Below are 24,558 nucleotides of genomic sequence, written 5' to 3' on the forward strand. Positions count from 1 at the left end.
ATGATTGCAGGAGTCCTGACCGGCGGGTGGAACGACTGTGTGCCCGGTCAGGAACGCTCATTGGTACCACCCTGTCACGGAACCGAACGAACCGAGGGCGATTTGTTTACACCGCTGTAATGCAGGACCGCGTCGCGTGGCGCATCATGTCGCCGGTTCTGAGCGGCGTGTCGCGCAGGATTGTTGCGTCGGGCAACAGTGGCTGGTGGCCGGGCGTGTCGGGCCGGCCGGGGGGGGGGTCATGACTCCCCGCTCAGCTTCGCCGGTCGGTCACGACCTGTCGCTCCGGGCGCATGTGACCGACCGTTCGTGACCACTCGACGTCGAGCGGGCGGGGATTCGTGACCCTCGGCAGGCGCGCGTGGTCGCGGGACGTGCCGCACGCGTGCTGCGCTGGTCGCGCAACGTGCAGGTCCGTCGGGTCCGCCGGATCCGGCGGGTCCGTCGGGTCCGGCGCGCTCGGCGTCCGCGCCGTGCGCCCGGCGGAGCGCGGAGCGCGGAGCGCGGAGCGCCGTGCGCCCGGCGGAGCGCAGTCCGCCCGGCGGAGCGCAGTGCGGGTTCGCGTCAGCGCTGGCCGGCCGCGGCCGCAGCGGCCTCGGAGTCGGCGCGCAACCGCATCCGCTGCGCGTCGATGTCGACGAGCTGCCGCTGGATCTCCGCGCGACGGTCAGCCTGCTCGTGCGGATCCGCCCGCTGCAACTGCCCGAGCAACGACGCCTTGCGCGCGAGGAGGTCCCGCTCGACCAGGGCCACGACGATGCTCCGGCAGTAGAGCGCCAGGTCTTCGTCGGTGCGGGCCGGGATCGGTGACAGTGCGAGCTCCTGCACGAGGCCACGGAGCGGCGCCGGCACGTCGGAGATCAAGCGATCGAGCCAGTCACCCGCTCCGATCGCGTCCACGTTCGCCACGACGGCGTCCCGTACGACGGCGAGCATCGGCGCCGAGAAGGTCGCGGCGGCTGCGAGGCCGAGCAACGGCGCACCGACGTGCCTCGGCTGCTGCACCATCGCCATCACCGCGTCGCGTTCCATGCGGGTGATCGGGTCGTTCGGGAGGGACCGGAGACCCGCCACGGGCTCGTCGACGGGCGCGACCAGCTCACCGCCGGGGCCCGCCTGCGCGACCGGCACCGTGCCTCCAGTCCGGTCGTCCTGTGCGCCGCGCGCACGCTGCCGCGCGTTCTCGACGGCACGACGGACCTCCGGGATGTCGAGGCCGAGCCAGCCGGCGAGCTCCCGGACGTAGCCCTGGGTCAGCGAGCGGTCGCGGATCGTCGCGAGCACCGGGGCCGCGGCCCGGAGCGCGCCGACCCGCCCCTCCACGGTCTCGAGGTCGTGCCCGTCGAGCGTGCGCCGGATCATGAACTCGAACATCGGCCGCTTGTTCGTGACGAGGCGTCGGATCGCGTCGTCGCCGCGCGCGAGCCGGAGGTCGCACGGGTCGAGCCCCTCCGGCGCGACCGCGACGAAGGTCTGCGCGGCGAACCGCTGCTCCTCCGCGAACGCCCGCGAGGCGGCACGCTGACCGGCGTCGTCCGGGTCGAAGGTGAACACGACCTCGCCGTTGGCGTTCGGGTCCGCACCGCTCACGTCGCCGAGCATCGGCCGCAGCACCTTGATGTGGTCGACGCCGAACGAGGTCCCGCACGTCGCCACCGCGGTCGTCACGCCGGCGAGGTGGCACGCCATGACGTCGGTGTACCCCTCGACGATGACGACCTGCTTCTGCTTCGAGATGTCCCGCCGGGCGAGGTCGATCCCGTAGAGCACCTGGCTCTTGTGGTAGATCGGCGTCTCGGGGGTGTTGAGGTACTTCGGGCCCTTGTCGTCGTCGAGCAGCCGCCGCGCGCCGAAGCCGATCGTGGCCCCGGTGACGTCGCGGATCGGCCACATGAGCCGACCACGGAAGCGGTCGTACGGCGAACGGTCACCCTGGCTGACGAGTCCGGCGCTCGTGAGTTCCTCGAGCGTGAAGCCGCGCCCCCGCAGGTGGTCCTTCAGCGCGTCGTACGACTTCGGCGCGAAGCCGACGCCGAAGTGCTGCGCCGCACCCGGGTCGAAGCCGCGCTCACCGAGGAAGCGTCGCGCGGGGTCGGCGGCGCCGGTGGTGAGCTGCGACGTGAAGAACTCGAGCGCGGCTTCGTTCGCGGCGATGAGTCGTGCACGCGTGTTGTAGTCGGTGCGCGGCCCCTCGCCCTCTTCGTAGTGGAGGGTGTACCCGATCTTCGCGGCCATGCGCTCGACGGCCTCGGCGAAGGTGGTGTGGTCCTGCGCCATGATGAAGCTGAAGACGTCGCCGTCCTCGCCGCAGCCGAAGCAGTGGTAGCGCCCGACCTGCGGTCGGACGTGGAACGACGGCGACCGCTCGTCGTGGAACGGGCAGAGGCCCTTCATCGAACCGACGCCCGCGTGCTTCAGCGTGACGTAGTCACCGACGACGTCCGCGATGTTGACACGCGAGCGGACCTCGTCGATGTCGTTCCGCGCGATCCTGCCAGCCACCCCTCGATCCTAGTTCGTGCGACCGACCCCCGCTGGCCGTCGGTCCGCCTGTGGACGGCGCTCCGGCCTGGAGGCCCGGTGCAGGACCGTCAGCCCGTCCAGCGGGCAGGGACGCTCGTCGGGCGCGGTGCGCTCCCCGGGAGCCATGCGCCCGCCCCGTCGCGCGTCACACCGCGATGTGCGTGCGCTCCTGCTCCCCCACGACGAGCCGCCGGTGCCACGCGAGCGCACCCTGGTCGGTCAGGCTCGCGACCTGGTCGACCACGGCCCGCAGTCGTCCGGCGTCGTCGGAGGCCGCACGCCAGTCGGCCGCGAAGCCCGGTTCGAGGTCCGCGCTGCCGGTGGCCGCGAGGGCGTCGAGCAACTCGGTGAGGACCCGACGCTGCTCCTCGTACACGGGCTGCCGGTCGCCGTGCGTCATCACGAACGCCGCGACGATGCCCTTGAGCACCGCGATCTCGCCGATGATCTCCGGCGGCGTGACCACCGAGGCGGCGAAGCGCACGAGCGACCCCGACGCGTAGGACTCCCGCGTCGCCGCCGTCGCCGTCCGCGCGAACCGTCCGATGAGCTGCGAGGTGAGGTTCTTCAGCCGGGCGAGGTCGCGCCGGGAGCCGTCGTACGACGTCATCCACAGCGGCAGCGACCGGAGCCGGTCGAACGCCTCGAGCAGTTCCTCGCGGCTGAGGTCGTCCCCGACCCAGGCGTGCATGGCGGTGACGATGTCGTTCTCCCCCACGCGGTCGCCGAGGGCCGCGACGTCGATGAAGCCCGCCACGACGGCGTCCTCGAAGTCGTGCACCGAGTACGCGATGTCGTCGGAGAGGTCCATCACCTGCGCCTCGATGCACCGCTGCCGGCGGGGAGCACCGGCACGCAGCCACTCGAACGCCGCGTGGTCGTCGTCGTAGAAGCCGAACTTCGTGCGACCGGAGGACGCCTCCGACACTCCCTGCGACGCCGGCCACGGGTACTTGCAGCTCGCGTCGAGCGATGCCCGCGTGAGGTTCAACCCGTACGCGCGGTCGTCGTCCGGCCCGGAGCCGTACACCTTGGGCTCGAGGCGGGTGAGGAGTCGCAGGGTCTGCGCGTTCCCCTCGAACCCGCCGATGCCCGCGGCCCAGGCGTTCACGGCCGTCTCGCCGTTGTGCCCGAACGGCGGGTGGCCGATGTCGTGCGCGAGGCAGGCAGTGTCCACGACGTCGGGGTCGAGCCCGAGCGAGTCCGCGAGCTCACGGCCGACCTGGGCGACCTCGAGCGAGTGCGTCAGGCGGTTGCGGGCGAAGTCGAGCCCCGTCGTGGGGCTGAGCACCTGGGTCTTCGCGGCGAGGCGTCGGAGCGCGCTGGAGTGCAGCAGTCGGGCGCGGTCGCGGGCGAAGTCGGACCGGCGGTTCGAGTGCTGCTCGGGGAGCCAGCGCTCGGCGTCGGCCGGACCGTACGAGGCGGTGGCGCTCATCCGCCGCTGTGGTGCAGCTCGGCGGCGGCGAGCACCTTGCGGAACTCGGTGTCGACGTCGCGTGACTCGAGCCAGCGGTCGGGCAGGGCGGTCCGCTTCGGGTGACCCGCACGACCGCGGGGCCCCTCGACGTCGGCGCCCGGGTACGGTGCCGACCAGTCGAGCTGTCCGAGGAGGTCGTCGATCTCCTGCAGGCTCGACGCCATCGAGAGCGCCGACCGGACGTCGCCGCCGATCGGGTACCCCTTGAAGTACCAGGACACGTGCTTCCGGGCGTCGCGGCACCCGTGGTCCTCGGACCCGAAGAACTCGACGAGGAGCTCGGCGTGCCGCCGGAACGCGACCGCGACCTCGCCCAGGGTCGGCATCGCGCGGACGTCCTCGCCGCGGAACGCCGCCGCGAGGTCACCGAACAGCCACGGACGCCCCAGGCACCCGCGCCCGACGACGACGCCGTCGCAGCCGGTCTCCTCGACCATCCGCAGTGCGTCGGCAGCGGACCAGATGTCGCCGTTCCCGAGCACCGGGATGTCGGTGATCGTCTCCTTGAGGGTGGCGATCGCGGACCAGTCGGCGTGGCCGGAGTAGTGCTCGTTCGCCGTGCGGGCGTGCAGCGAGATCGCGGCGACGCCGGCGTCCCGGGCGATGCGGGCGGCGTCGAGGTAGGTGAGGTGGTCGGCGTCGATGCCCTTGCGCATCTTCACCGTGACCGGGACGTCACCGGCCGCGCGGACGGTCTTCTCGACGAGGTCCTTGAAGAGGTCGAGCTTCCACGGCAGCGCTGCCCCGCCGCCCTTGCGGGTGACCTTCGGGACCGGGCAACCGAAGTTGAGGTCGATGTGGTCGGCGCGGTCCTCGCCCACGAGGATCGTCGCGGCCTCGGCCACGGTGTTCGGCTCGACGCCGTACAGCTGGATCGAACGCGGGGTCTCGGACTCGTGGTGCTGGATGAGCTGCATCGACACCGGGGTCCGCTCGACGAGCGCCCGCGACGTGATCATCTCGCAGACGTACAGGCCGGCGCCGTACTCACGGCACAGTCGGCGGTACGCCATGTTCGTGATGCCCGCCATCGGCGCGAGCACGACCGGCGCCTCGACCTCGATCGGGCCGATGCGCAAACCCTTCGGAGGCGCTTGTGTGATCGTCATACGCTGCTCATTCTCCCACGTCGGTGCGCGCCGGTAGCGTTCTCCACATGACCGACACCGCGATCGCCCGCTTCGACGCCGACGCCACCGCCCGTGGGCTCCGTGTGGACGTCGTCGAACGGCCCGCCGCGAACTCCCTCGAGGAAGCCGCGGACCTGCTCGGCATCGAACCCGGCGACATCGTCAAGACGCTCGTGGTGAAGCGCCACGACGGTGGCTTCTTGCTGGCGCTCGTCCCCGGCGGCCGCAGCATCGCGTGGAAGAAGCTCCGCACCGTCGTCGGCGTGAACAAGCTCTCGATGCCCGACGCCGCGACCGCCCTCGAGGCCTCCGGCTACGAACGCGGGACGATCTCGCCCATCGGAGCGACCGGCGAGCTGCCGGTCTACGCCGACGAGCGCATCCTCGGGCGTCGGGTCGCGCTCGGCGCCGGCCGGCACGGGGCGAGCGCCTTCGTCGACGCCGACGAGCTCGTCGCGGCGTACACCGCCACGGTCGCCGACATCACCGACGAGGAGCCCGCCCGCGCCTGACGCTCTGCAGCTGACGGTCAGCAGCCGACGATCAGTCCGGGACCTCGGCCCAGACGCCTTCGGCGCCGGGGACGAAGCAGGTGTCGCCCTCGCAGACCGGTGCACCGCCGGGCGTGACGAGCGTGAGCAGGCCGGGGCGGGTCTCCAGGTCGATCACCGTCAACGCACCCGTGAGTGCGTCCGGCACCGAGACCGGCGGCGCGGCCTGGAGGCGCGGCTCGACGGCACCGGTCGGCCGCAGGGCCGTCATCGGGTCGCCTCGGCGTCCGCGTGAGCGTCGTCCGCGGCGCGCTGCGCCGCCTCCGCGACTTCCTCGGGCGTCGCCTCGCGCAGCTGCACGACCTGCTGCAGGACCTGTGCGAAGGCGGCGGGGTCCTGCGCCCCGGAGACGCCGTACTTGCCGTCGATGACGAAGAACGGGACGCCGTTGATCCCGAACGCCTGCGCCTGCGCCTGGTCGGCGCGGACGGCGGCGAGCTGGGTGTCGTCACGGAGGGTCGTGAGCACCTCGTCGCGGTCGAGACCGACCTCGGCGGCGAGTTCGGCGAGCGACTCGTCCTGTCCGACGTGCTCGCCGCGCTCGAAGTAGGCGGTGAACAGGCGCTCGACCATGTCGAGCTGCTTGCCGTGCTCCTTGGCGAGGTGGATGACCTGGTGCGCCTTCACCGTGTTCGTGTGGTGCATCGCCTCGAAGTCGTACGCGAGCCCGACCGAGTTCGCGATGCCGGTCACGTGGTCGAGCATCTGCTGCGCCTGCTCGACCGGCATGCCCTTGTGGCCGGAGAGGAACTCGGCCTCGGTTCCCTCGAAGTCGACGGGGGTGTCGGGGCTGAGCTCGAAGGAGTGGTACTCGACCTCGACCGGACGGGCGTCACCCGACGCGGCGAACGCGGCCACGCCGGACTCGAACTTCCGCTTGCCGATGTAGCACCAGGGGCACGCGATGTCGGACCAGACATCGACCTTCACCGAATCGTTCACCCCGACGACAACGCGGCCGCGCACCGGGCATTCCCGGGGCGCGGCCGCGTGTGTCGGCCAGGTCAGTCGGCCGGGTGCTACGCGCCGAGCAGCCGTGCCGCGAGGTATCCCTGCAGCTGGTCGAGCGAGACGCGCTCCTGGCCCATCGTGTCGCGCTCGCGCACCGTCACGGCCTTGTCGTCGAGCGTGTCGAAGTCGACCGTGATGCAGAACGGCGTGCCGATCTCGTCGTGGCGGCGGTAGCGACGGCCGATGGCACCGGCGTCGTCGAAGTCGACGTTCCAGTGCTTCCGCAGGTCGTCGGCGAGCCCGCGGGCGACCGGCGAGAGCTGCTCGTTGCGCGACAGCGGCAGCACCGCGGCCTTGACCGGGGCCAGGCGCGGGTCTATCCGCAGGACCGTGCGCTTGTCGACGCCGCCCTTCGCATTCGGAGCTTCGTCCTCGTGGTAGGCGTCGATGAGGAACGCCATGAGCGCACGCGTGAGACCGAAGGACGGCTCGATGACGTACGGCACGTACTTCTCGTTCGCCGCCTGGTCGAAGTAGCGGAGGTCCTTGCCGGAGGCCTCGATGTGGTTCTTGAGGTCGAAGTCGGTGCGGTTCGCGACACCCATGAGCTCGCCCCACTCGGAGCCCTGGAACCCGAAGCGGTACTCGATGTCGGCGGTCGCGTCGGAGTAGTGCGCCCGCTCGCCGTCCGGCACGTCGAAGCGGCGCAGGTTCTCCGGGTCGATGCCGAGGTCGGTGTAGAACGCCACGGAGTCCGCGATCCACTGCTCGTAGTGGGTCTCGGCGTCGGCCGGCGGGACGAAGTACTCGATCTCCATCTGCTCGAACTCGCGCGTGCGGAAGATGAAGTTGCCGGGCGTGATCTCGTTGCGGAACGCCTTGCCGACCTGCCCGATGCCGAACGGCGGCTTCTGCCGGCTCGTCGTGACGACCTGGGCGAAGTCGACGAAGATGCCCTGCGCGGTCTCGGGGCGGAGGAAGTTCAGCCCTTCCTCGGACTCGACCGGGCCGAGGTAGGTCTTGAGCATGCCGGAGAACTCGCGCGGCTCGGTCCACTCGCCACGGGTGCCGCAGTTCGGGCAGGCGATCTCGGCCATGCCGCCCTCGGGCTTCCGGCCCTTCTTCGACTCGAAGGCCTCGAGCAGGTGGTCCTCACGGAAGCGGTGGTGGCAGTGCAGGCACTCCACGAGCGGGTCGGTGAAGGTCGCGACGTGACCGGAGGCCTCCCACACCTTGCGGGGCAGGATCACGGCGGAGTCGAGGCCGACCATGTCGCCGCGGCCGCGGACGAACCGCTGCCACCACTGGCGCTTGATGTTCTCCTTGAGCTCGACGCCGAGGGGCCCGTAATCCCACGCGGAGCGGGAACCGCCGTAGATCTCCCCCGACTGGAAGACGAAGCCACGACCCTTGGCCAGGGCGATGACGCTGTCGAGACGGGAGGACTGTGCCAAGAGGGACTCCATGGTTCGCCGGACTGGGTGCCCGGTGCGGGAAGGTACCGGCCAAGCGTACCGGGACCCGACCACCGGGCAAGTAACGGCCCGTAGACTTGATGTTCTACATCTTCCATGCCAGTCTGCTCCTGCTCCGAACGGGGCGGAGATGGAGGAACGATGCAGGTGAACTGGAAGACCGTCGCAGCCGCGATCATCGTCGTCGGGGCGGTGGTCGGGCCGGCAACAGCTGCGGCCGCGAACGGCACGAACCTGTTCGACGCGGACAGCGGAGCGGCAGAGGCGACTCTCGAGACGCAGTCCGTCTCGAGCGGTGGCGGTAGGGCCGCAGACGGCTCGCACTGGGTCTGGGGAGCGGGCGGCATCGGCGGCAAGACGTTCTCGCACTACTTCCGCGAGCGCTCCTGTCACGGGGCCACGGCTGTCGGCAAGCGAACGCATCGGGTGACGAGAGTCCCGGGTGGCAAGTGGGCAAAGGCGGCCGTCCCGTCGGCCGCCAGCGGGAACAAGGCCTAATACCACACCTGCTGACCGAGGTGCTGGGCCGACCGCGGTCGGCCCAGCACGCGAATCGAAGGAACTGCGTGAACCGGTTGACCCGCTACGGGATCGTCGTCGTGGCGATCGTGCCCGTCCTCTTGGCCGCGTTGGCCTACCTCGCTGTCGAGCGCCAGTCGTACGTCGGCGCTTCGACGGTCCTCAAGATCACTGAGAACGCGGGCGCGGTGAGCGCCGAGGAAGTGTTCGCGGCAGTCTCGGACGTTGCTGAGCGACGCCGGTTCGACGTTGCTCGCGAGGTGGTCGATCTGCGATCACCGGAGACGAAGCGACACCTGTTCCTCGCCCTCGGACAACGGGACGGGCCGCGCGCCGGGTGGCTCGAAGACGGTTACCCCGACCTGACCGAGCTCGTCTCGACGGCCGTCGCGCCCCTGTCCGCCATCGGCCCGACGGATCCACGCGGCTACTACTACGTGTTCGGCACGATCGACCAAGCACGGGCGCTCGAACTTCGGCTGGGCGATCTCGGCCTGACGGGGACACTCCTTCCTCAGCCCTCGGCGATCACCGACCTGTTCGTGCTGCTCCCCGCACCGACCGCGGCACTGTTGGGCGCCACCGCTCTGGGCATCGTCGCCCTCGGCTCCGCAGGCGCAGTGTCGCGTCACCGCGAACGAGCCGTCGTGCGACTGCACGGCGGAGGCGTCGGTTCAGTTCTTGCTCGAGATCTCCGCGGAGCGCGTCCATGGCTCCTGTCCTTCCCGGCGGCCTGGGTCGGCGTCGGGCTTCCGTACGCAGCGAGTGGCTCGCCACAAGCAGAAGTGCTGATCCCGATGGCTGGGGTGTTCACCGTGGTCGCGGTCGCTCTGCTCGTCATCGGGCACGTCGGCACGACGTTCCTCGGCTGCTCGGAGACGATCGTCACCTCGCTGTCCAACCGCCGGCCGCCGCGGTGGAGCGCTCGAGCCATCGGTGCGGTCCGGCTGCCAGCGCTGATCCTCGTGGCGTCATCGCTGAGCGTGGCGGTCGCAGCCAGTGCACAACTCCATGGCTTCCGGACGTCCGAGCTGACGCGGGAGGCCGCCGGCAGCGCGGTCACGGTGGGCATCAGCGGGAGTCTGGGCGAATCCGAACTCCGTGACGGGTCCGGGTCGGTCTGGGAGCGGTTCGGCTCCTGGGCCCAGCGTGCCGAACGCGGGGGCGAGCTGGTCTTGACCGCCGCGTTCGGCCTCCGTGAGCTCGGGTCCTGGTCCGGACCGGACGTCCCCGTCGTCTTCGTGAACGACCGGTACCTGCAGGAACAGGGCATCAACGGCGTCAGGGCTCCGGCCGAGGGGGTCCGCTTCGTGGTCCCGGAACGGTCGCCCCTGCGGGAGTCGGAGGTGGGTCCCGCACTCATCGACGGAGCCGCGTTGAAGCTCAGGGTCGGCCAGGCGGAGACGAGCATCGAACGAGCATCGATGCCACGTCGACTCTTCACCTACGCGACCCCCGGGAGGGTCGCGCCGACCTGGGTCGATGATCCCGTCCTCGTCGTCGTCTCCTCAGCGGTCCTGCAGCGCGCTGAGAACCGCGTCGACTTGGCCTCCTGGATCTCGACGGGCGACATCGTGATCGCCGATGACCGGTGGGCGAGAGCGTCGATCGAAGCGGACGAGCTGACGACGGCGGTGCTCTCGGTCCAGCTCGTCGCTCAGGCCGCAGCGGACGCGGAACGTCGGCTCGCGGAAGAGGCAGCGATCGGTTGGAGCGCTACGATCACCGCGCTCGTGATCGCAGCGCTGGTCGCCGCGACGAGTGTGACCGCGCGGGTGCAGCGGGACCGGCGGCGGGTGTCCGTCCAGCACGCGCACGGCTGGTCGTTCCTCCGAAGTCGACGCGGGGCCGTCCTCGTCGAGAGCACCCTCGTCGGGTTCGTCGGCCTGGTCGCTTGGTACGAGCGGGCATCGCTCGCGCCCGACGTCGAAGGGCTGAATCTCGAACTCGACCCGGTCGTCGCCCACGCCACCACTGCCTTCCTCGTCACCGTCGCCTGCGCATGCGCACTCGGCGGAGCGGCGATCGCATCAGAGTGGCTCGCACACCGCCGGATCACCGCAACCATCAGGGAGGAACTCTCATGAGTCATCCAGATCGCTCACCGGCGGTGCGTATCCGCAACGTCACGGCACGCCGTGCTGGCCGCGTGCTCTGGTCCGGTCTCGATCACGACGCCCAGGCAGGGACCATGACCGCGATCGTCGGTCCCAGCGGCTGTGGGAAGTCGACCCTGCTCCAATGCGTCGGACAGCTCGGTGTGGTCGACGACGGCCAGATCGACGTGCTGGGAACGCCCACGGCCAGCGCTCCCCCGCGGGTTCGGCGACGTCTCCGGCGAGACGTCATCGGCTACCTCTTCCAGGACGGCGGACTCGTCGAGGACACGACGCTGTTGGACAACCTCGAACTCGTGTCCCCGGACCGACGGTCCCGCCGTGTGCGAGCGTCCCGGATCCCGCGAGCGCTGGACGCTGTCGGGCTCGGCGGCCGAGAGCGTGATCTGGTCCACACGCTCAGCGGGGGTGAACGCCAGCGCGTGGCGATCGCTCGGGTCCTCGTCAAGCGCCCGCTCGTGGTCCTCGCGGACGAGCCGACTGCGTCACTCGACCCGGTGAACGAACAGTGCGTCCTCGATCTCCTCCGCGAGCTCGCCGACGAGGGCGCGACGGTGCTCCTCGCGACGCACTCGGGTGCCGCGGCAGGAGCCTGCGATCGTGTCCTCGATCTCGGTGCAGCATCATGAGGAGCCGCATCGACCACGGATATGCCGTCGGCGGACGGGAAGCGCGGCACCTGTGGACAGGTCGTCTCACCCCACAGGTCTGAAGCCGGGCAGTCCCCCGAGCACGTCGACGACGCGCGTCACGTCCTCGTCGTCGTTCCAGAGGTGGAACGCCAGGCGGAGCCGCCCGGCCCGCCCACTCGCGGTCACCCCCGCGTCCGTCAGCGCCCACAGCGCCGCACCGGCCGGGTCCGGGAACGTCGTGATCGCCTGACCGCTCCGAGGCGATCCGAGCGCGTCCGCGAGCCGGTCCGTGAGTCCGGTGGCGTGCCTCCAGGCCGAGGCCGCGTCGACGGACGCGAGGTGCCGCAGTGCGGCGACCGCCCCGGGCCAGGCCTGCCATGCCGGCGACACGTCGAACCGGCGCGCGTCGTCGGCGAGCTGCATCGTCGGGCCGTAGCAGGACGACCACACGTCCGCGCCCGCGTACCAGCCGGCCTGCACCGGGCGGAGCCGCTCGAGCGCTGCGTCGGAGAAGGTGGCGAACGCGACGCCGCGCGGCGCGCAGAGCCACTTGTAGGCGTGCGTGACCGTGACGTCGAACGGTGCTGCGGACACCGGGAGCACCCCGGCGGCCTGCGTCAGGTCGCACAGCGTCAGCGCCCCGGCGGCACGGGCTGCGGCGAGCACCGGTTCCGGGTCCGTGACGGCGCCGCTCGAGGACTGCACCGCGGACCACGCGACCATGGCGGTCCCGGGGCCGACCGCGTCGGCGAGCCGGTCGATGGGCACGCTCCGGACGCGGACACCGCGGTGCGCCTGTGCGTGGAACGGGAAGACGACCGAGCTGAAGTCGCCGTCGGGGACGACGACCTCGGCGCCGTCGGGCAGCGCGGCCGCGGCGACCGCGACCATCGCGGAGGTCTGGGAACCCGTGGCGACCCGCGCGGGGTCGACCCCCACGATGCGGGCGAAGAGCGCGCGGCCCTCCTCGACGAGGGCGCCGTACGCCACCGGGGACGACGCAGCGCGCTCCCACTCGTCGAGGTCCGCGCGCATGGCCGCGAGCGTCCCGAGCGTCGGGAGTCCTGCGGTGCAGGCGGCGAGGTAGCCGGAGCCGTCGACGAAGGAGTCCATGCCTCCACGGTGGCGTCGGACTCTCCATCACACCAGGGCAGCTTCGTTCGATCCCCCATAACATGGCGTTGTGGAAGGTCTCGATCCCCAGCTCCTGCGTGTCCTCCGCACCGTCCGCGACACGGGCTCGATCAGCCGCGCCGCGGCAGCCCTCGGGTACAGCCAGCCCGCCGTCAGTCAGCTCCTCGCACGGGCTGAGCGGCGGCTCGGGCACGACCTCGTACTGCGCGGGGCGCGGGGCGTCACGCTGACGGAGTCCGGTCGGGTCCTCGCCGAGCACGCCCTCTCGGTCGAGGCTGCCCTGGCCGCCGCTCGCGAGGACCTCGAGGCCGTCGGAGGTCTCGCCCGCGGGCGGGTGCGGATCGCCGGGTTCCCGAGTGCGTCGTCGACGCTCGTGCCGCCGGTGCTCGCGACGCTGGCCGCCGACAGCCCCGGCGTCGTCACGTCCTACGTCGAGGCCGAGCCGCCCGAGGCCCTCGACCTCCTCCGCCGCGGCGAGGTCGACGTCGCGATCACGTTCTCGCACGCGCCGCAGGACGACGACGTGCTCGCCGATCCGACGCTCACGGCGCGGGTCCTCGGCCGGGACCCGCTCGCGCTCGTGACCCCGGCGAGCGCGACGAGTTCGACGAGTTCGACGAGTGCAACGAGTGCGGCGAGCGCGGCGAGCGCGGCGAGCGTTGTCTCCGCTGCGACCGTCGACGAGCGCGGCGACGACGTGGTCGCCGACCTCGCGGCGCAACGGGACGCGCGCTGGATCGGGGGCTGCCCCCGCTGCCGCGGACACCTGCTGGCGTCGTGCGCGGCGTCGGGCTTCACCCCCGAGATCGTGCTCGAGACGGACAACGCGGCGGCCGTGGTCGGTCTGGTCGCGGCCGGCTTGGGCGTCGCGCTCCTCCCGCGGCTCGCGCTCACGACGACGATCGTGCCACCGGGTGTGACGGTGACGCCGGCGCGCGACGAGCTCGCCCGCCGGGTGGAGGTGGTCGTCGCCCGGGGCGCCGAACGCGTGCCGAGCGTCGGCGCGGCGCTGACGGCGGTCGGTGCGGCGGCGCACCTGCTCGGCTGACCGGCGAGGTACCGCGCGCTGGTCGCACGACGTGCCGCGCGCCTGTCGCCGTGGTCGCACGACATGCCGTCGGAGGCCGAGCGAGGCGACACCTCTCGCGACCAAGCCGCCGCGAGCCGCGGCGCGGCGGCGTACTTGCTCGGCTGATCGGCGTCGCCCCCGGCGCCGGCCCGGCACGCGTCGGACGGGAGGCGCGGGTCGGCGCCGCCACGGGCCTCCCGTCAGGCGGTGGGCGCGTCCACGGCACCGCCGTAGCGTCGGTCGCGGCGCGCGTACTCCTCGATCGCTCCCCACAGGTCGGTGCGGCGGAAGTCCGGCCAGAGCCGATCGAGGAACACCATCTCGGCGTACGCCGACTGCCAGAGCATGAAGTTCGACGTCCGCTGCTCGCCGGAGCTCCGGAGGAAGAGGTCGACGTCCGGCAGGTCGGGCACGTAGAGGCGCTTCGCGAGGGCCTTCTCGGTCACCTGGCTCGGCTTGAGGCGCCCGGCGGCGACGTCCTCGGCCATGCCCCGGACCGCGTCGACGATCTCGTTGCGACCGCCGTAGTTGACGCACATCGTCAGCGTGCACACGTCGTTGTGGGCGGTCATCCGCTCTGCCGTCTGCAACTCGTCGACGACACTGCGCCAGAGCCTCGGCGCGCGACCGGCCCAGCGGATGCGAACACCCCAGGCGTTCAGCTGGTCGCGGCGGCGGTGCAGGACCTCGCGGTTGAAGCCCATGAGGAAGCGGACCTCCTCCGGGGAGCGCTTCCAGTTCTCGGTCGAGAAGGCGTACGCCGACACGTGCTTGACGCCGATCTGCACGGCGCCGGCGACGACGTCGAGCAGCGAGGCCTCGCCGGCCTTGTGCCCCTCGACCCGGGTCAGCCCGCGCTGGTTCGCCCACCGGCCGTTGCCGTCCATGACGATCGCCACGTGCTGCGGCACGAACCGCGCCGGGATCGCGGGCGGCTGCTCCCCCGTCCAGTCCACGGGTCGGAGCGGCTCGGACTCGGCGTACCGGCGTGGGCTCATGCAGGGGTTCCTTCAGCGTCGGCGGGTGTCGGGGTGGGCACCGCGGGGGTCGGGGTGGCCGCCACGGCTGCCGGGACCCCGCCCGGGGTCGGCGCGACCGGGGCCGGGTGCTCGGTGCGGTCGACGTGGGGCAACGACCGGAGCGATCGTTCCAGGTGCCACTGGGCGTACGCCGCGACCACGCCGGACGCCCGCGAACGGGTGCGCTCGTCTGCGGCGTCGACCGTGGCCCAGTCGCCCGCGAGCAGGGACCCGAGCAGTCCGAGTGTCACCGGGTCGAGCCGGGGCGTCCCAGGCGGTGCTGCGTGGTCCGCGACGACCCCGCCGAGCTGCACGACGAACGCCGAGTGCGGCCCCGGCTCCCCCGTCACCGCGCAGTCGCCGAACGAGGGCGCCCACCCCGCGATGCTCATCGCCCGGAGCAGGTAGGAGTCGAGCGTCGCCGTCGCCGCGTGCTCCCCGCGTGCGAGGGAACGGAGGGCTCCGACGAGCAGGAGGTACTGCTGGAGTCCGGCGTCGGCCTCGCTCAGCCGGTCGGCGGTCTCGACCATCGCGCTCGCGGCGGTGTACGCACCGTAGTCGGCGACGATCTGGGCACCGTACGAGCCGAGCGACTCCGCCTGCGTCACGATGTCGAGGGACCGGCCCTCGTAGAACTGCGCGTCGACGACCATGAAGGGTTCGAGGCGGCTGCCGAACTTCGACGCGGTCCTGCGCACACCCTTCGCGACCGCGCGGATCTTGCCGTGTTGGCGGCTGAGCATCGTGACGATGCGGTCGGCTTCACCGAGCTTGTGGGTGCGCAACACGACGCACTCGTCCCGGTACAGCGGCATTGCTCCAGTATCCCCCGGTCCACCGACGCCGGCGTGCTGCGGGGCGGGGCGGGCGGGCGCGGACCCGTGCGCGTGCGCCCCCGCGTGCGCGTGCGCGTGCGCGCGGGTGCGCGCACGCGCGCGCGTCGTGCGCGCGTGCCTGGCGGAACCGGGCATCCGTGGCGGAACCGGGCGTGCCTGGTCGGACCTTCCCACCACGGACGCCCGGATGAACCAGTGATCACAACCGTTGTGGGAACGTTCGGCCGGGAAGCGCGACCAGGCACCGACGCGACCACGCACGGGAGGCGCGGTGCGGGACGGACCCGCACCGCGCCTCCAGGCAGTGACCGTGACTAGGCCGAGACCAGCTCCGGCGACGCCGTGCCGGACGCGGCACCCGCGCGCACCGCGCGGTTGACGGCGCTGACGATCGCCTTGAGCGACGCCGTCGCGATGTCGGCGTCGATGCCGACGCCCCACAGCCGGGTGCCGTCCACGTCGAGCTCGACGTAGGACGCGGCCTGGGCGTCCCCGGAGGCACTCATCGTGTGCTCCGAGTAGTCGTAGAGCGTGACCGCGATGCCCTGCCCCGCGAGGATCTGCAGGAAGGCGTCGATCGGACCCGTGCCCACCGCGTCCGCCGTGATGGCGCCGTCGTCGACCCGCATCGCCACCGACAGCGAGGTCGTGCCGTCGAAGTCGCTCGAGGTCGCGGTCTTCGTGATCTCGTAGCGGCCCCACTTGTCCGACTCGTCGTCGGCGGGCAGGTACTCGTCGCGGAACAGGTCCCAGATGCGCTCCGACGAGAACTCGCCGCCCTCGGAGTCGGTGCGCTGCTGCACGACGCCCGAGAACTCGATCTGCAGCTTGCGGGGCAGGTCGAGCGCGTGGTCGGTCTTCAGCAGGTACGCGACGCCGCCCTTGCCGGACTGCGAGTTCACGCGGATGACGGCCTCGTAGGAGCGGCCGATGTCCTTCGGGTCGACGGGCAGGTACGGCACCGCCCACGCGATCTCGTCGATCGACTTCCCCGCGGCGTCGGCCTTGGCCCGCATGGCGTCGAAGCCCTTGTTGATGGCGTCCTGGTGCGAGCCGCTGAACGCCGTGTAGACGAGGTCGCCGGCCCACGGCTGCCGCTCGGGCACCGGCAGCTGGTTGCAGTACTCGACCGTGCGCTTGACCTGGTCGATGTCGCTGAAGTCGATCTCGGGGTCGATGCCCTGCGTGAACAGGTTCATGCCGAGCGCGACGAGGTCGACGTTGCCGGTGCGCTCCCCGTTGCCGAACAGGCACCCCTCGATGCGGTCGGCTCCGGCCATGTAGCCGAGCTCGGCGGCCGCGACTGCGGTGCCGCGGTCGTTGTGCGGGTGCAGCGAGAGGATGACGTCCTCGCGGTGGGCCAGGTTGCGGGACATCCACTCGATCGAGTCGGCGTAGACGTTCGGCGTCGCCATCTCGACCGTGGCGGGCAGGTTGATGATCACCTTGCGCTCGGGCGTCGGACGGAAGACCTCGAGCACCGCGTTGCAGATCCGCACCGCGACCTCGAGCTCGGTGCCCGTGTAGGACTCGGGCGAGTACTCGTAGAACACCTGCGTGTCGTGCTGCAGGTTCGCCTCGGCGGCCTTGCAGAGCTCGGCACCGTGGACCGCGATGTCGACGACGCCCTTGACGTCGGTCCGGAAGACGACCTCGCGCTGCACGATCGACGTCGAGTTGTACAGGTGGACGATGGCCTGCTTCGCACCGTCGATCGCCTCGTAGGTGCGGTTGATGAGGTGCTCGCGCGCCTGCGTCAGGACCTGGATCGTGACGTCGTCGGGGATGGCGCCCTCGTCGATGAGGGAGCGGACGAAGTCGAAGTCCGTCTGCGAGGCGCTGGGGAACCCGACCTCGATCTCCTTGTAGCCCATCCGGACCAGCAGGTCGAACATCGCCCGCTTGCGCTCGGAGTCCATCGGGTCGATGAGGGCCTGGTTGCCGTCGCGGAGGTCCACCGCGCACCACCGGGGCGCTCGGTCGATCCGCTTCGTCGGCCAGGTGCGGTCGGGCAGCTCGACGCGGATCTGTTCGTGGAACGGGACGTACTTGTGGATCGGCATCCCGGAGGGCCGCTGCGTGTTCTGCATCGTTTCGTCGCTTTCGTCGTCAGGTGTGGGTCAGGCCACGACGGACTCCGCGACGAGGTGGGCCGTTGTGTCAGGCCTCGTCGCGGCAGCGAAGGAGGAGGAGTGCCGAGTACATCGGGACCACCGTAGCACTGGTGTACCAGGCGTGTGCAAGCGGCCTGGAGGCGCGGGGCGGGTCCGCACCGCGCCTCCAGGCCGGGACGTGGTCACCCGACCGGGCGGCGACGCGCACGGTCGAGCGACCGCCACCGCCCCCCGTCGGCGGCGACCCGCACGGTCAGTCGACCGCCAGCGCCCTCGCCGGCGGCGACCCGCACGGTCAGTCGACCGCCAGCGCCCCCGTCGGCGGCGACCCGCACCGTCAGTCGACCGCCAGCGCCCTCGCCGGCGGCGACCCGCACCGTCAGTCGACCGCCAGCGCCCCCGTCGGCGGCGACCCGCACCGTCAGTCGACCGCCAGCGCCTCCGTCGGCGGCACGCGCATCGCGCGTCGCACCGGCGCGATCGTCGCGACGACCGCGAGGACCAACGCACCGACGACCACGATGCCGACCGTCGTGGGTGGCAGCACGGGCGTGACGACGGTGCCGAGCGTGCCGAGCAGCGTCTGCCCGCCGACCCACCCGTACACGGTGCCGAGCACGAGCCCCGTCACCACGGCCGCGACGACCATCTGCACCGCCTCGGTGACGATCATCCGACGAACCTGCGCGCCGGTGAGGCCGAGGACACGGAGCAGGCCGAGCTCGCGACGACGCTGCAGCACGCCGAGGGCGAGGGCGTTCACGACACCGACCGCGGCGATCACGGCGGAGAACCCGACGATCACGCTGACCACGCCGTTGAGCTGGGCGAAGAAGTCGCGCTGCGCTTCGACCATCGCGGGTGTCATGCCGTCCTGCCCGGAGGTGACGGTCTCGAGGGTGTGCTGCATGATGCCGAGCGCGACCGCGAAGGTCACGAGCAGTGTCACGCCGATGACGAGCCCGAACGTGGCACGTGAGGACCGACCCGGCGCACGCATCGCGTTGCGTCCGGCGAGCAGGACCACCGGGTCCTTCGCGCCGATCCGACCGATCAGCTGGAGCACGGGCGGCATGACGATCGTCGCACCGATGGCCACCCCCGCGAACGACACGAAGCCGCCGAGTGCGGCCGGCAGCACCGCGATGGGTGACGCCGCGCTGGCAGCGAGGCCGATGGCCATCAGACCGCCGCCGAGGACCATGAGCACGACCGCCCACACGCTGCGGGCACGACCCGACCGGACGTCGTCGTGGCTCGGCTCGACGCTCGACGACAGGGCCTCGAGCGGCGTGACCGTGAGGACCCGTCGCGACCCCACCGCGAAGGCACCCCACGTGGCGAGGACGACCGCCACGATCGGCAGCACGAGCTCCCACGGGACGAGCGTGTACGCGGTGTCCGGGAGGAACCCGTTCCCCCGCAGCACCATGACGAAGACCGCGCTCAGGCCGGTGCCGACGACGGCACCGAGCAGCCCTCCGACGACGCCGACGACGAGCCCCGCCCGGGTGATCCGGGACCGCAGCGTGGCGCCGGTCGCGCCGACCAGTCGCTGCAGGGCGATCACACGCGTCTGCCCTGCGATGAGCGTCGCGCACGTGTTCGCCGTGACGATGGCGCCGACGTACAGCGCGATGCCGAGGAACAACCACCCGATCACCGACAGGATCGCCTTCACGGTGGCGATGCCGTCGAGTCCGGTGGTCGCGAGTGCCGCGGACACGATGCCCGGCGCGATCACCAGGGCGGAGCCGAACGTCGTGCCGAGTGCCGCGACGAGGATCGTCGGGCGGAACTCCCGCAGGGAGGTCATGGTGTTCACGCTGCCGCCTCCATCCCGAGCATCGTCGCGGAGATCTCGGCGGCGTCCATCGCGGGACGGTCGCCCACGATGCGTCCGTCGGCGAGGAACAGGATCCGGTCGGCGTTCGCGGCGGCGACCGGGTCGTGCGTGACCATGACGACGCTCTGTCCCCACTCGTCGACGGCGCCGCGCAGGATGCCGAGCACGTCCCGCCCCGTCCGCGAGTCGAGCGCGCCGGTCGGTTCGTCGGCGACGACGACGGCCGGCCGCGAGGCGAGTGCGCGGGCGATCGCGACGCGCTGCTGCTGACCGCCGGAGAGCTGATGCGGCCGGTGCGTCAGCCGGTTGCCCAGCCCGAGCATGTCGACGAGCCGGTCGATCCACGCGTTCTCCTCGCGCGACGTCCGGTGTCCGCCGAGCAGGAACGGCAACCGGATGTTCTCACCGACGTCGAGGGTGGGCACGAGGTTGAAGGACTGGAACACGAACCCGAGACGACGGCGTCGGAGTTCGGTGAGGTCGCGGTCGCCGAGGCCGGTGATGTCCACCCCGTCGATCTGGATCCGGCCGCTCGAGACCGCGTCGAGGCCGGCGGCGACGTGCATGAGCGTCGACTTCCCCGACCCGGACGGCCCCATCACCGCGGTGAACTCCCCCGAGCCGATGTCGACGCTGACGTCGTCGAGCGCCGTCACCCGGCGCGCGGCGTCGCCGTAGTGCTTGGACACGTGGTCGAGGCGGATGATCGGAGCGTGGCTGCTGGTCATGACTCCACGATGACGACCTGGAGGCTCGTCCCGCGTCGGTCGGTCGGCTCCTGTGGATGGTCCGCTCGGCTTGCTCCCCTGTGGACGGGTCATCCCTCCGGATGACGGGCCGTCGTGCTGCGGGCGCTGCGCGGGGCGACGTGCCGTCGCGAGGCGGCGCTGGCGCGTCGGTGTCAGTCCTTCGCGACGAGCCCGTGCTCGTGCGCGAACACCACGAGCCGCACCCGGTCCCGCAGCTCGAGCTTCGTCAGCACCCGCGAGATGTGGGTCTTGACGGTGGCCTCGCTCACGAACTCGTGCGATGCGATCTCGCTGTTGCTCATGCCCTTCGCCGCGAGGTCGAAGATCTCCCGCTCCCGCGGCGTCAGCTCCGCGAACGCGGGCGGGATCGTCGCGGCCGACGGCGTCGAGTCCTCGTACCGGCGCAGCAGCTCCCGGGTCGCCGACGCCGCGAAGACCGCGGTCCCCGCGTGCACCGTGCGGATCGCCGCGAGCAGGAACTCGGGGTCCGCGTCCTTCAGCACGAAGCCGCTGGCCCCCGCCCGGATCGCCTTCGCGGCAGCTTCGTCGAAGTCGAACGTCGTGAGCACGAGGACCTTCGCGCCGTCGGTGCCCGACTGCTCGACGATCCGGGACGTCGCCGTGATGCCGTCCATCACCGGCATGCGCACGTCCATGAGGACCACGTCGGGACGGGCACGCCGGACGAGTTCGACGCCCTCGGCGCCGTCGCCGGCCTCGCCCACGAACTGCAGGTCCGGCTGCGAGTCGATGAGCATGCGGATCCCGGTGCGGAAGAGCGCCTGGTCGTCGACGAGCGCCACACGGATGCGGGCCTCGGGGTTCGGGGTCGTGGTCATCGTGCGGTGTGCTCCTGCTGGATCGAGGTGATGCGGTCGCGGGGCATCTGCCCGCTGGCGGGGACCGAGGGCATCCGGACCGCCACGACGAAGTCGTCACCGCGTGGCCCGGCGGTCATCGTCCCGCCCGTCATGGTGGCACGCTCGCGCATGCCCACCAGGCCGTGGCCGGTCCCCGGGCCGGCGCGGCCGTCGTCGGCGCGCTCGTTGACGACCTGGATCTCGACCGTGTCCGGTCGGTAGGTGAGACGCGCACGCACGGGAGCGCCGCGCTGCCCGTGCTTGTACGCGTTCGTGAGGCTCTCCTGCACGATCCGGTACACCGCGAGCTGGGTGGTCGTCGGCAGGGTCGAGGGGTCGCCCTCACGCTCGACGTCGACGTCGAGCCCGATGTCGCGCATCTCCGTCACGAGGTGCTCGATGTCGTCGATGTCCGGCGTCGGCGCGGTGCCCTGCTCGTGCCGCAGCGTCCCGAGCAGTTCACGGACGTCGCCGAGTGCCCGACGGGCCGTCCCGGAGATCGTGGTCAGGGCCTGGTCGGCGATCGCGGGGTCGGCCTTGAGCGCGTAGCGGGCACCGTCCGCCTGGGCGATGACCACCGCGAGGGAGTGCGCGACGATGTCGTGCATGTCGCGGGCGATGCGGACGCGCTCCTGCTCGACGGCGACCGCACGGTCGGCCCGTGCGGCGTCGCGCTCGGCGAGGAGCTGGGCCTCACGGCTGACGCTCGCGAGCCGACGGGTCCGCCGGACCAGCCCGGCGAGCCACGGGAGCAGGAGGACCAGCAGCACGCCGGCGAACGTGCCGAGCACGAGCTGCGCGAACTCCATCGGGGTCCGGGAGAAGCCGACGTCGTGCTGCTGCTGCACATCCTGCAGCCCGGTGTAGCCCGCGGCGACGAGTGCCCCGCCGACCGCCGAGAGGAGCCCGGCGAGCCGGACCCGACTGCTGCCGTACGCGCTCGTGGTGAACATCACGCCCGCGATGAGCACGTTGGCGGGATCAGGGGTCTGCCAGGTCGCCATCTGCAGGACGGCGAACAGCCACGCGATGCCGAGCGCGAGGCCCGGGGAGAGCCGACGGAGCGCCAGGGACACGGTGAGCCCGGCGACGACGACGATGCTCAGCAGGCCGTTGCCACCACCGGTCCGGAGGAGCAGCAGCACCACGCCGAGGAGGACCGCGACGATGACGTCGAAGAGGACCTGCGAGCGCAGCACGGGACGGAACACCACACCACGGTACGGCGCGCCGACCCGACGCGCGTCAGTCGATCGGCTGACGTGTCCTCGACCGCCCGACGCGGTCCCCGGTGGACGAGTGTTCAGAAGCCGAGGCGGCCGAGCTGCTTCGGGTCGCGCTGCCACTCCTTCGCGACCTTCACCCGGAGGTTCAGGTACACGTGCCGACCGCCCAGCAGCGACTCGATCTCGGCCCGGGCGCGCGACCCGACGTCCTTGAGACGTTCGCCGCCGCGTCCGATGACGATCGCCTTCTGGCTGTCGCGCTCGACGAAGAGGTTCGCGAAGATGCGCAGCGGACCGTCGGGGTCGTCGTCCTCGTCCGGCTCGACGACGTCCTCGACGACGACGGCCAGCGAGTGCGGGAGCTCGTCGCGCACGCCCTCGAGCGCGGCCTCGCGGATGAGCTCGGCGATCCGGTCCTCGTCGGTCTCCTCCGTGACGGTCGCGTCGTCGTAGAGCTGCGGAGATTCGGGCAGCAGCGCCGTGATCTCGTCGAGGAGCGGTTCGAGCTGCAGCCCGCGGGTACCGGACGTCGGGATGATGACGTCCCACTCGCGGAGCTGCGACACCGCCAGGAGCTGCTCGCCGACCTTGTCCTTCGAGACGCGGTCGATCTTCGTGACGATGGCGATCTTCTTCGCCCGCGGGTACTGGTCGAGGGAGTCGTTGATGAAGCGGTCGCCCGGGCCGATCGGCTCGTTCGCCGGCACGCAGAAGCCGATCACGTCGACGTCGCCGAGCGTCGACTGCACGAGGTCGTTGAGCCGTTCCCCGAGCAGCGTCCGCGGTCGGTGGACACCGGGTGTGTCGACGATGATGACCTGCCCGTTCGGCCGGTGCACGACGCCGCGGATGGCCCGACGGGTGGTCTGCGGCTTCGACGAGGTGATGGCCACCTTCTCGCCGACCAGCGCGTTCGTCAGCGTCGACTTGCCGACGTTCGGCCGGCCGACGAAGGAGACGAAGCCCGCTCGGTACGGCTGGCCCTCGGGCGTGGGGGTGTCGGTCATGCGGAGGTGTTCCCTGTCGTGGTGGGCGTGGAGTCGTCGAGGGCGTGCTCGACGTCGGCGAGGGCGTCGGTCCGCTCGGCGAGGACGGAGACGAGGTGGCGGCGCTTGCCCTCCACCCGCTCGGCGACGAGCACGATGCCGTCGACGGTGACCCGGTCGCCACGGGTGGCGAGGTGGCCGAGTTCCTTGACGAGCAGGCCGCCCGCCGTGTCGACGTCGTCGTCATCGAGCTCGATGCCGAAGAGGTCGCCCAGTTCGTCGACGGGCATCCGGGCCGAGATGCGCCAGACGCCTGGCTCCACCTCGACCCGGTCGACCACGGCGCGGTCGTACTCGTCCGAGATGTCGCCGACGAGCTCCTCGATGAGGTCCTCCATCGTGACGAGCCCGGCGACCCCGCCGTACTCGTCGACCACGAGCAGCAGGTGGTTCTTGCCCGCCTGCATCGCACGCAGCGTGTCGTCCGCGGCCTTCGACTCCGGGACGAACCCGGCCGGGCGCAGCAGACCCGTCACCGGCTCGGCGCCGGCTCCCGGACGCTCGTAGAGCGCACGGGACACGTCACGGAGGTACAGGACGCCGAGCACGTCGTCGCTGTCCTTCCCCGTGACCGGCATCCGGGACACGCCCGCGACGAGGAACTGCTCCATGGCGGCCGCCAGCGTGTCGGCGCCGTCGACGGTGATCATGTCGGTGCGCGGCACCATGACCTCGCGCACGAGCGTGTCGCTGAACTCGAACACGGAGTGGATGAGCTCGCGGTCGTCCGCTTCGAGGACGTTGCTCTCGGCGGCCTCGTCGACGAGCGACAGCAGCTGCTCCTCGCTCGACACCGTCGAGGCGCTGCGACCACGGCCGGGGGTGACCCGGTCGCCGATGGCCACGAGGAGTCCGGCGAGCGGCCCGAGCACGATGCGGACGGCGCGGACGAGGCCGCCCGTGACCGCGATCAGGCGCTCGGCGTGCGCGCGTCCGACACTCCGGGGGCTCGAGCCGACGAGGACGAACGACACCGCGGTCATCACGGCGGCGGAAACGATGAGCGCCACCCACCAGGTGTCGAAGACGGTCACGAGGGCGATCGTCACGAGCACCGCGGCGGCCGTCTCGGCGAGCACGCGGACGAAGTTCAGGGCGTTGACGTGCGCGCCGACGTCGTCGCCGATCGCCTCGATCGCACGACGACGCTTGGCGCCCCGCGCGATCTCGTCGAGGTCGGCGCGGGACAGCACGGAGAGCGCCGCGTCGGACGCCGCGAGCACACCGCCGCCGACGACCAGCACGAACGCCACCGCGAGCAGGACGGCGACGAGCAGCATCAGG

At 71.5% G+C, this 24,558-nt stretch carries 21 protein-coding genes; 5 read left to right on the plus strand and 16 right to left on the minus strand.

The annotated features are described in order from the left end of the window. Nucleotides 1-564: 564 nt before the first annotated feature. The 3 genes from dnaG to dusB all read right to left on the minus strand — a co-directional run bounded on the left by dnaG (nucleotide 565) and on the right by dusB (nucleotide 5,109). On the minus strand, nucleotides 565-2,502 hold the full coding sequence (gene dnaG, locus QPJ90_RS15425) for a DNA primase (RefSeq protein ID WP_290132025.1): 1,938 nt from the start codon (nucleotides 2,500-2,502) through the stop codon (nucleotides 565-567). A gap of 166 nt (nucleotides 2,503-2,668) precedes the next feature. After that, nucleotides 2,669-3,958 (minus strand): deoxyguanosinetriphosphate triphosphohydrolase, encoded by a 1,290-nt coding sequence (locus QPJ90_RS15430; RefSeq protein WP_290132026.1) that lies wholly within the window; start codon nucleotides 3,956-3,958, stop codon nucleotides 2,669-2,671. After that, nucleotides 3,955-5,109 (minus strand): tRNA dihydrouridine synthase DusB, encoded by a 1,155-nt coding sequence (gene dusB / locus QPJ90_RS15435; RefSeq protein ID WP_290132027.1) that lies wholly within the window; start codon nucleotides 5,107-5,109, stop codon nucleotides 3,955-3,957. The genes QPJ90_RS15430 and dusB overlap by 4 nt, the downstream gene beginning before the upstream one ends. Before the next feature lie 47 nt (nucleotides 5,110-5,156). Between dusB and QPJ90_RS15440 the strand changes: the two genes are divergently transcribed. Further along, nucleotides 5,157-5,642: a YbaK/EbsC family protein gene (locus QPJ90_RS15440; RefSeq protein ID WP_290132028.1), complete on the plus strand. Its 486-nt coding sequence runs from the start codon at nucleotides 5,157-5,159 to the stop codon at nucleotides 5,640-5,642. Between the two features lie 31 nt (nucleotides 5,643-5,673). Here the strand turns inward: QPJ90_RS15440 and QPJ90_RS15445 are convergent, their stop codons facing one another. The 3 genes from QPJ90_RS15445 to QPJ90_RS15455 form a co-directional block, all read right to left on the minus strand. After that, nucleotides 5,674-5,892, minus strand: a complete 219-nt coding sequence (locus QPJ90_RS15445; RefSeq protein WP_290132029.1) for a hypothetical protein — start codon at nucleotides 5,890-5,892, stop codon at nucleotides 5,674-5,676. After that, nucleotides 5,889-6,623, minus strand: a complete 735-nt coding sequence (locus QPJ90_RS15450; protein ID WP_290134252.1) for a DsbA family oxidoreductase — start codon at nucleotides 6,621-6,623, stop codon at nucleotides 5,889-5,891. The genes QPJ90_RS15445 and QPJ90_RS15450 overlap by 4 nt, the downstream gene beginning before the upstream one ends. A 77-nt stretch (nucleotides 6,624-6,700) precedes the next feature. Further along, complete coding sequence (locus QPJ90_RS15455; protein WP_290132030.1) at nucleotides 6,701-8,086, minus strand: glycine--tRNA ligase; 1,386 nt, start codon at nucleotides 8,084-8,086, stop codon at nucleotides 6,701-6,703. A 168-nt stretch (nucleotides 8,087-8,254) separates the two neighbouring features. On the opposite strand from QPJ90_RS15455, the gene QPJ90_RS15460 reads away from it, so the two are divergent. From QPJ90_RS15460 to QPJ90_RS15470, 3 genes are all read left to right on the plus strand, one after another. Continuing rightward, the gene (locus QPJ90_RS15460) at nucleotides 8,255-8,605 is read left to right on the plus strand and encodes a lactococcin 972 family bacteriocin (RefSeq protein WP_290132031.1); all 351 of its coding nucleotides are present in this window, start codon (nucleotides 8,255-8,257) and stop codon (nucleotides 8,603-8,605) included. A gap of 68 nt (nucleotides 8,606-8,673) precedes the next feature. After that, a complete protein-coding gene (locus QPJ90_RS15465) occupies nucleotides 8,674-10,713 on the plus strand; it encodes a hypothetical protein (protein ID WP_290132032.1) in 2,040 nt (679 codons plus the stop codon). Continuing rightward, complete coding sequence (locus QPJ90_RS15470) at nucleotides 10,710-11,372, plus strand: ATP-binding cassette domain-containing protein (protein ID WP_290132033.1); 663 nt, start codon at nucleotides 10,710-10,712, stop codon at nucleotides 11,370-11,372. Before QPJ90_RS15465 ends, QPJ90_RS15470 begins: the two co-directional genes overlap by 4 nt. A gap of 66 nt (nucleotides 11,373-11,438) precedes the next feature. Here QPJ90_RS15470 and QPJ90_RS15475 read toward each other — a convergent pair whose 3' ends face one another. Continuing rightward, nucleotides 11,439-12,488 (minus strand): aminotransferase class V-fold PLP-dependent enzyme, encoded by a 1,050-nt coding sequence (locus QPJ90_RS15475; protein WP_290132034.1) that lies wholly within the window; start codon nucleotides 12,486-12,488, stop codon nucleotides 11,439-11,441. A gap of 70 nt (nucleotides 12,489-12,558) precedes the next feature. Between QPJ90_RS15475 and QPJ90_RS15480 the strand changes: the two genes are divergently transcribed. After that, nucleotides 12,559-13,557 (plus strand): LysR substrate-binding domain-containing protein, encoded by a 999-nt coding sequence (locus QPJ90_RS15480; RefSeq protein WP_290132035.1) that lies wholly within the window; start codon nucleotides 12,559-12,561, stop codon nucleotides 13,555-13,557. Nucleotides 13,558-13,778: 221 nt separating this feature from the next. Here QPJ90_RS15480 and QPJ90_RS15485 read toward each other — a convergent pair whose 3' ends face one another. The 9 genes from QPJ90_RS15485 to QPJ90_RS15525 all read right to left on the minus strand — a co-directional run bounded on the left by QPJ90_RS15485 (nucleotide 13,779) and on the right by QPJ90_RS15525 (nucleotide 24,554). Continuing rightward, on the minus strand, nucleotides 13,779-14,576 hold the full coding sequence (locus QPJ90_RS15485) for an isoprenyl transferase (RefSeq protein WP_290132036.1): 798 nt from the start codon (nucleotides 14,574-14,576) through the stop codon (nucleotides 13,779-13,781). Continuing rightward, nucleotides 14,573-15,412 (minus strand): DNA repair protein RecO, encoded by an 840-nt coding sequence (gene recO / locus QPJ90_RS15490; RefSeq protein ID WP_290132037.1) that lies wholly within the window; start codon nucleotides 15,410-15,412, stop codon nucleotides 14,573-14,575. Before recO ends, QPJ90_RS15485 begins: the two co-directional genes overlap by 4 nt. Nucleotides 15,413-15,747: 335 nt before the next feature. After that, the gene (leuA, locus tag QPJ90_RS15495; RefSeq protein WP_290132038.1) at nucleotides 15,748-17,523 is read right to left on the minus strand and encodes a 2-isopropylmalate synthase; all 1,776 of its coding nucleotides are present in this window, start codon (nucleotides 17,521-17,523) and stop codon (nucleotides 15,748-15,750) included. 445 nt (nucleotides 17,524-17,968) lie between these two features. Then, on the minus strand, nucleotides 17,969-19,363 hold the full coding sequence (locus tag QPJ90_RS15500; RefSeq protein WP_290132039.1) for an ABC transporter permease: 1,395 nt from the start codon (nucleotides 19,361-19,363) through the stop codon (nucleotides 17,969-17,971). Between the two features lie 5 nt (nucleotides 19,364-19,368). Then, the gene (locus tag QPJ90_RS15505) at nucleotides 19,369-20,121 is read right to left on the minus strand and encodes an ABC transporter ATP-binding protein (RefSeq protein WP_290132040.1); all 753 of its coding nucleotides are present in this window, start codon (nucleotides 20,119-20,121) and stop codon (nucleotides 19,369-19,371) included. 173 nt (nucleotides 20,122-20,294) lie between these two features. Beyond that, the gene (locus tag QPJ90_RS15510) at nucleotides 20,295-20,981 is read right to left on the minus strand and encodes a response regulator transcription factor (RefSeq protein ID WP_290132041.1); all 687 of its coding nucleotides are present in this window, start codon (nucleotides 20,979-20,981) and stop codon (nucleotides 20,295-20,297) included. Next, nucleotides 20,978-22,213 (minus strand): histidine kinase, encoded by a 1,236-nt coding sequence (locus QPJ90_RS15515; RefSeq protein ID WP_290132042.1) that lies wholly within the window; start codon nucleotides 22,211-22,213, stop codon nucleotides 20,978-20,980. The genes QPJ90_RS15510 and QPJ90_RS15515 overlap by 4 nt, the downstream gene beginning before the upstream one ends. A 92-nt stretch (nucleotides 22,214-22,305) precedes the next feature. Beyond that, nucleotides 22,306-23,235 carry a GTPase Era gene (gene era, locus QPJ90_RS15520; RefSeq protein WP_290132043.1) on the minus strand — a complete coding sequence of 310 codons (930 nt, stop codon included), beginning with the start codon at nucleotides 23,233-23,235 and terminating at the stop codon, nucleotides 22,306-22,308. Next, entirely contained in the window at nucleotides 23,232-24,554 is a 1,323-nt protein-coding gene (locus tag QPJ90_RS15525) for a hemolysin family protein (protein WP_290132044.1), read from the minus strand. The genes era and QPJ90_RS15525 overlap by 4 nt, the downstream gene beginning before the upstream one ends. Nucleotides 24,555-24,558 lie beyond the last annotated feature (4 nt).

The organism is Curtobacterium sp. 458, assembly GCF_030406605.1.
Lineage (GTDB): Bacteria > Actinomycetota > Actinomycetes > Actinomycetales > Microbacteriaceae > Curtobacterium.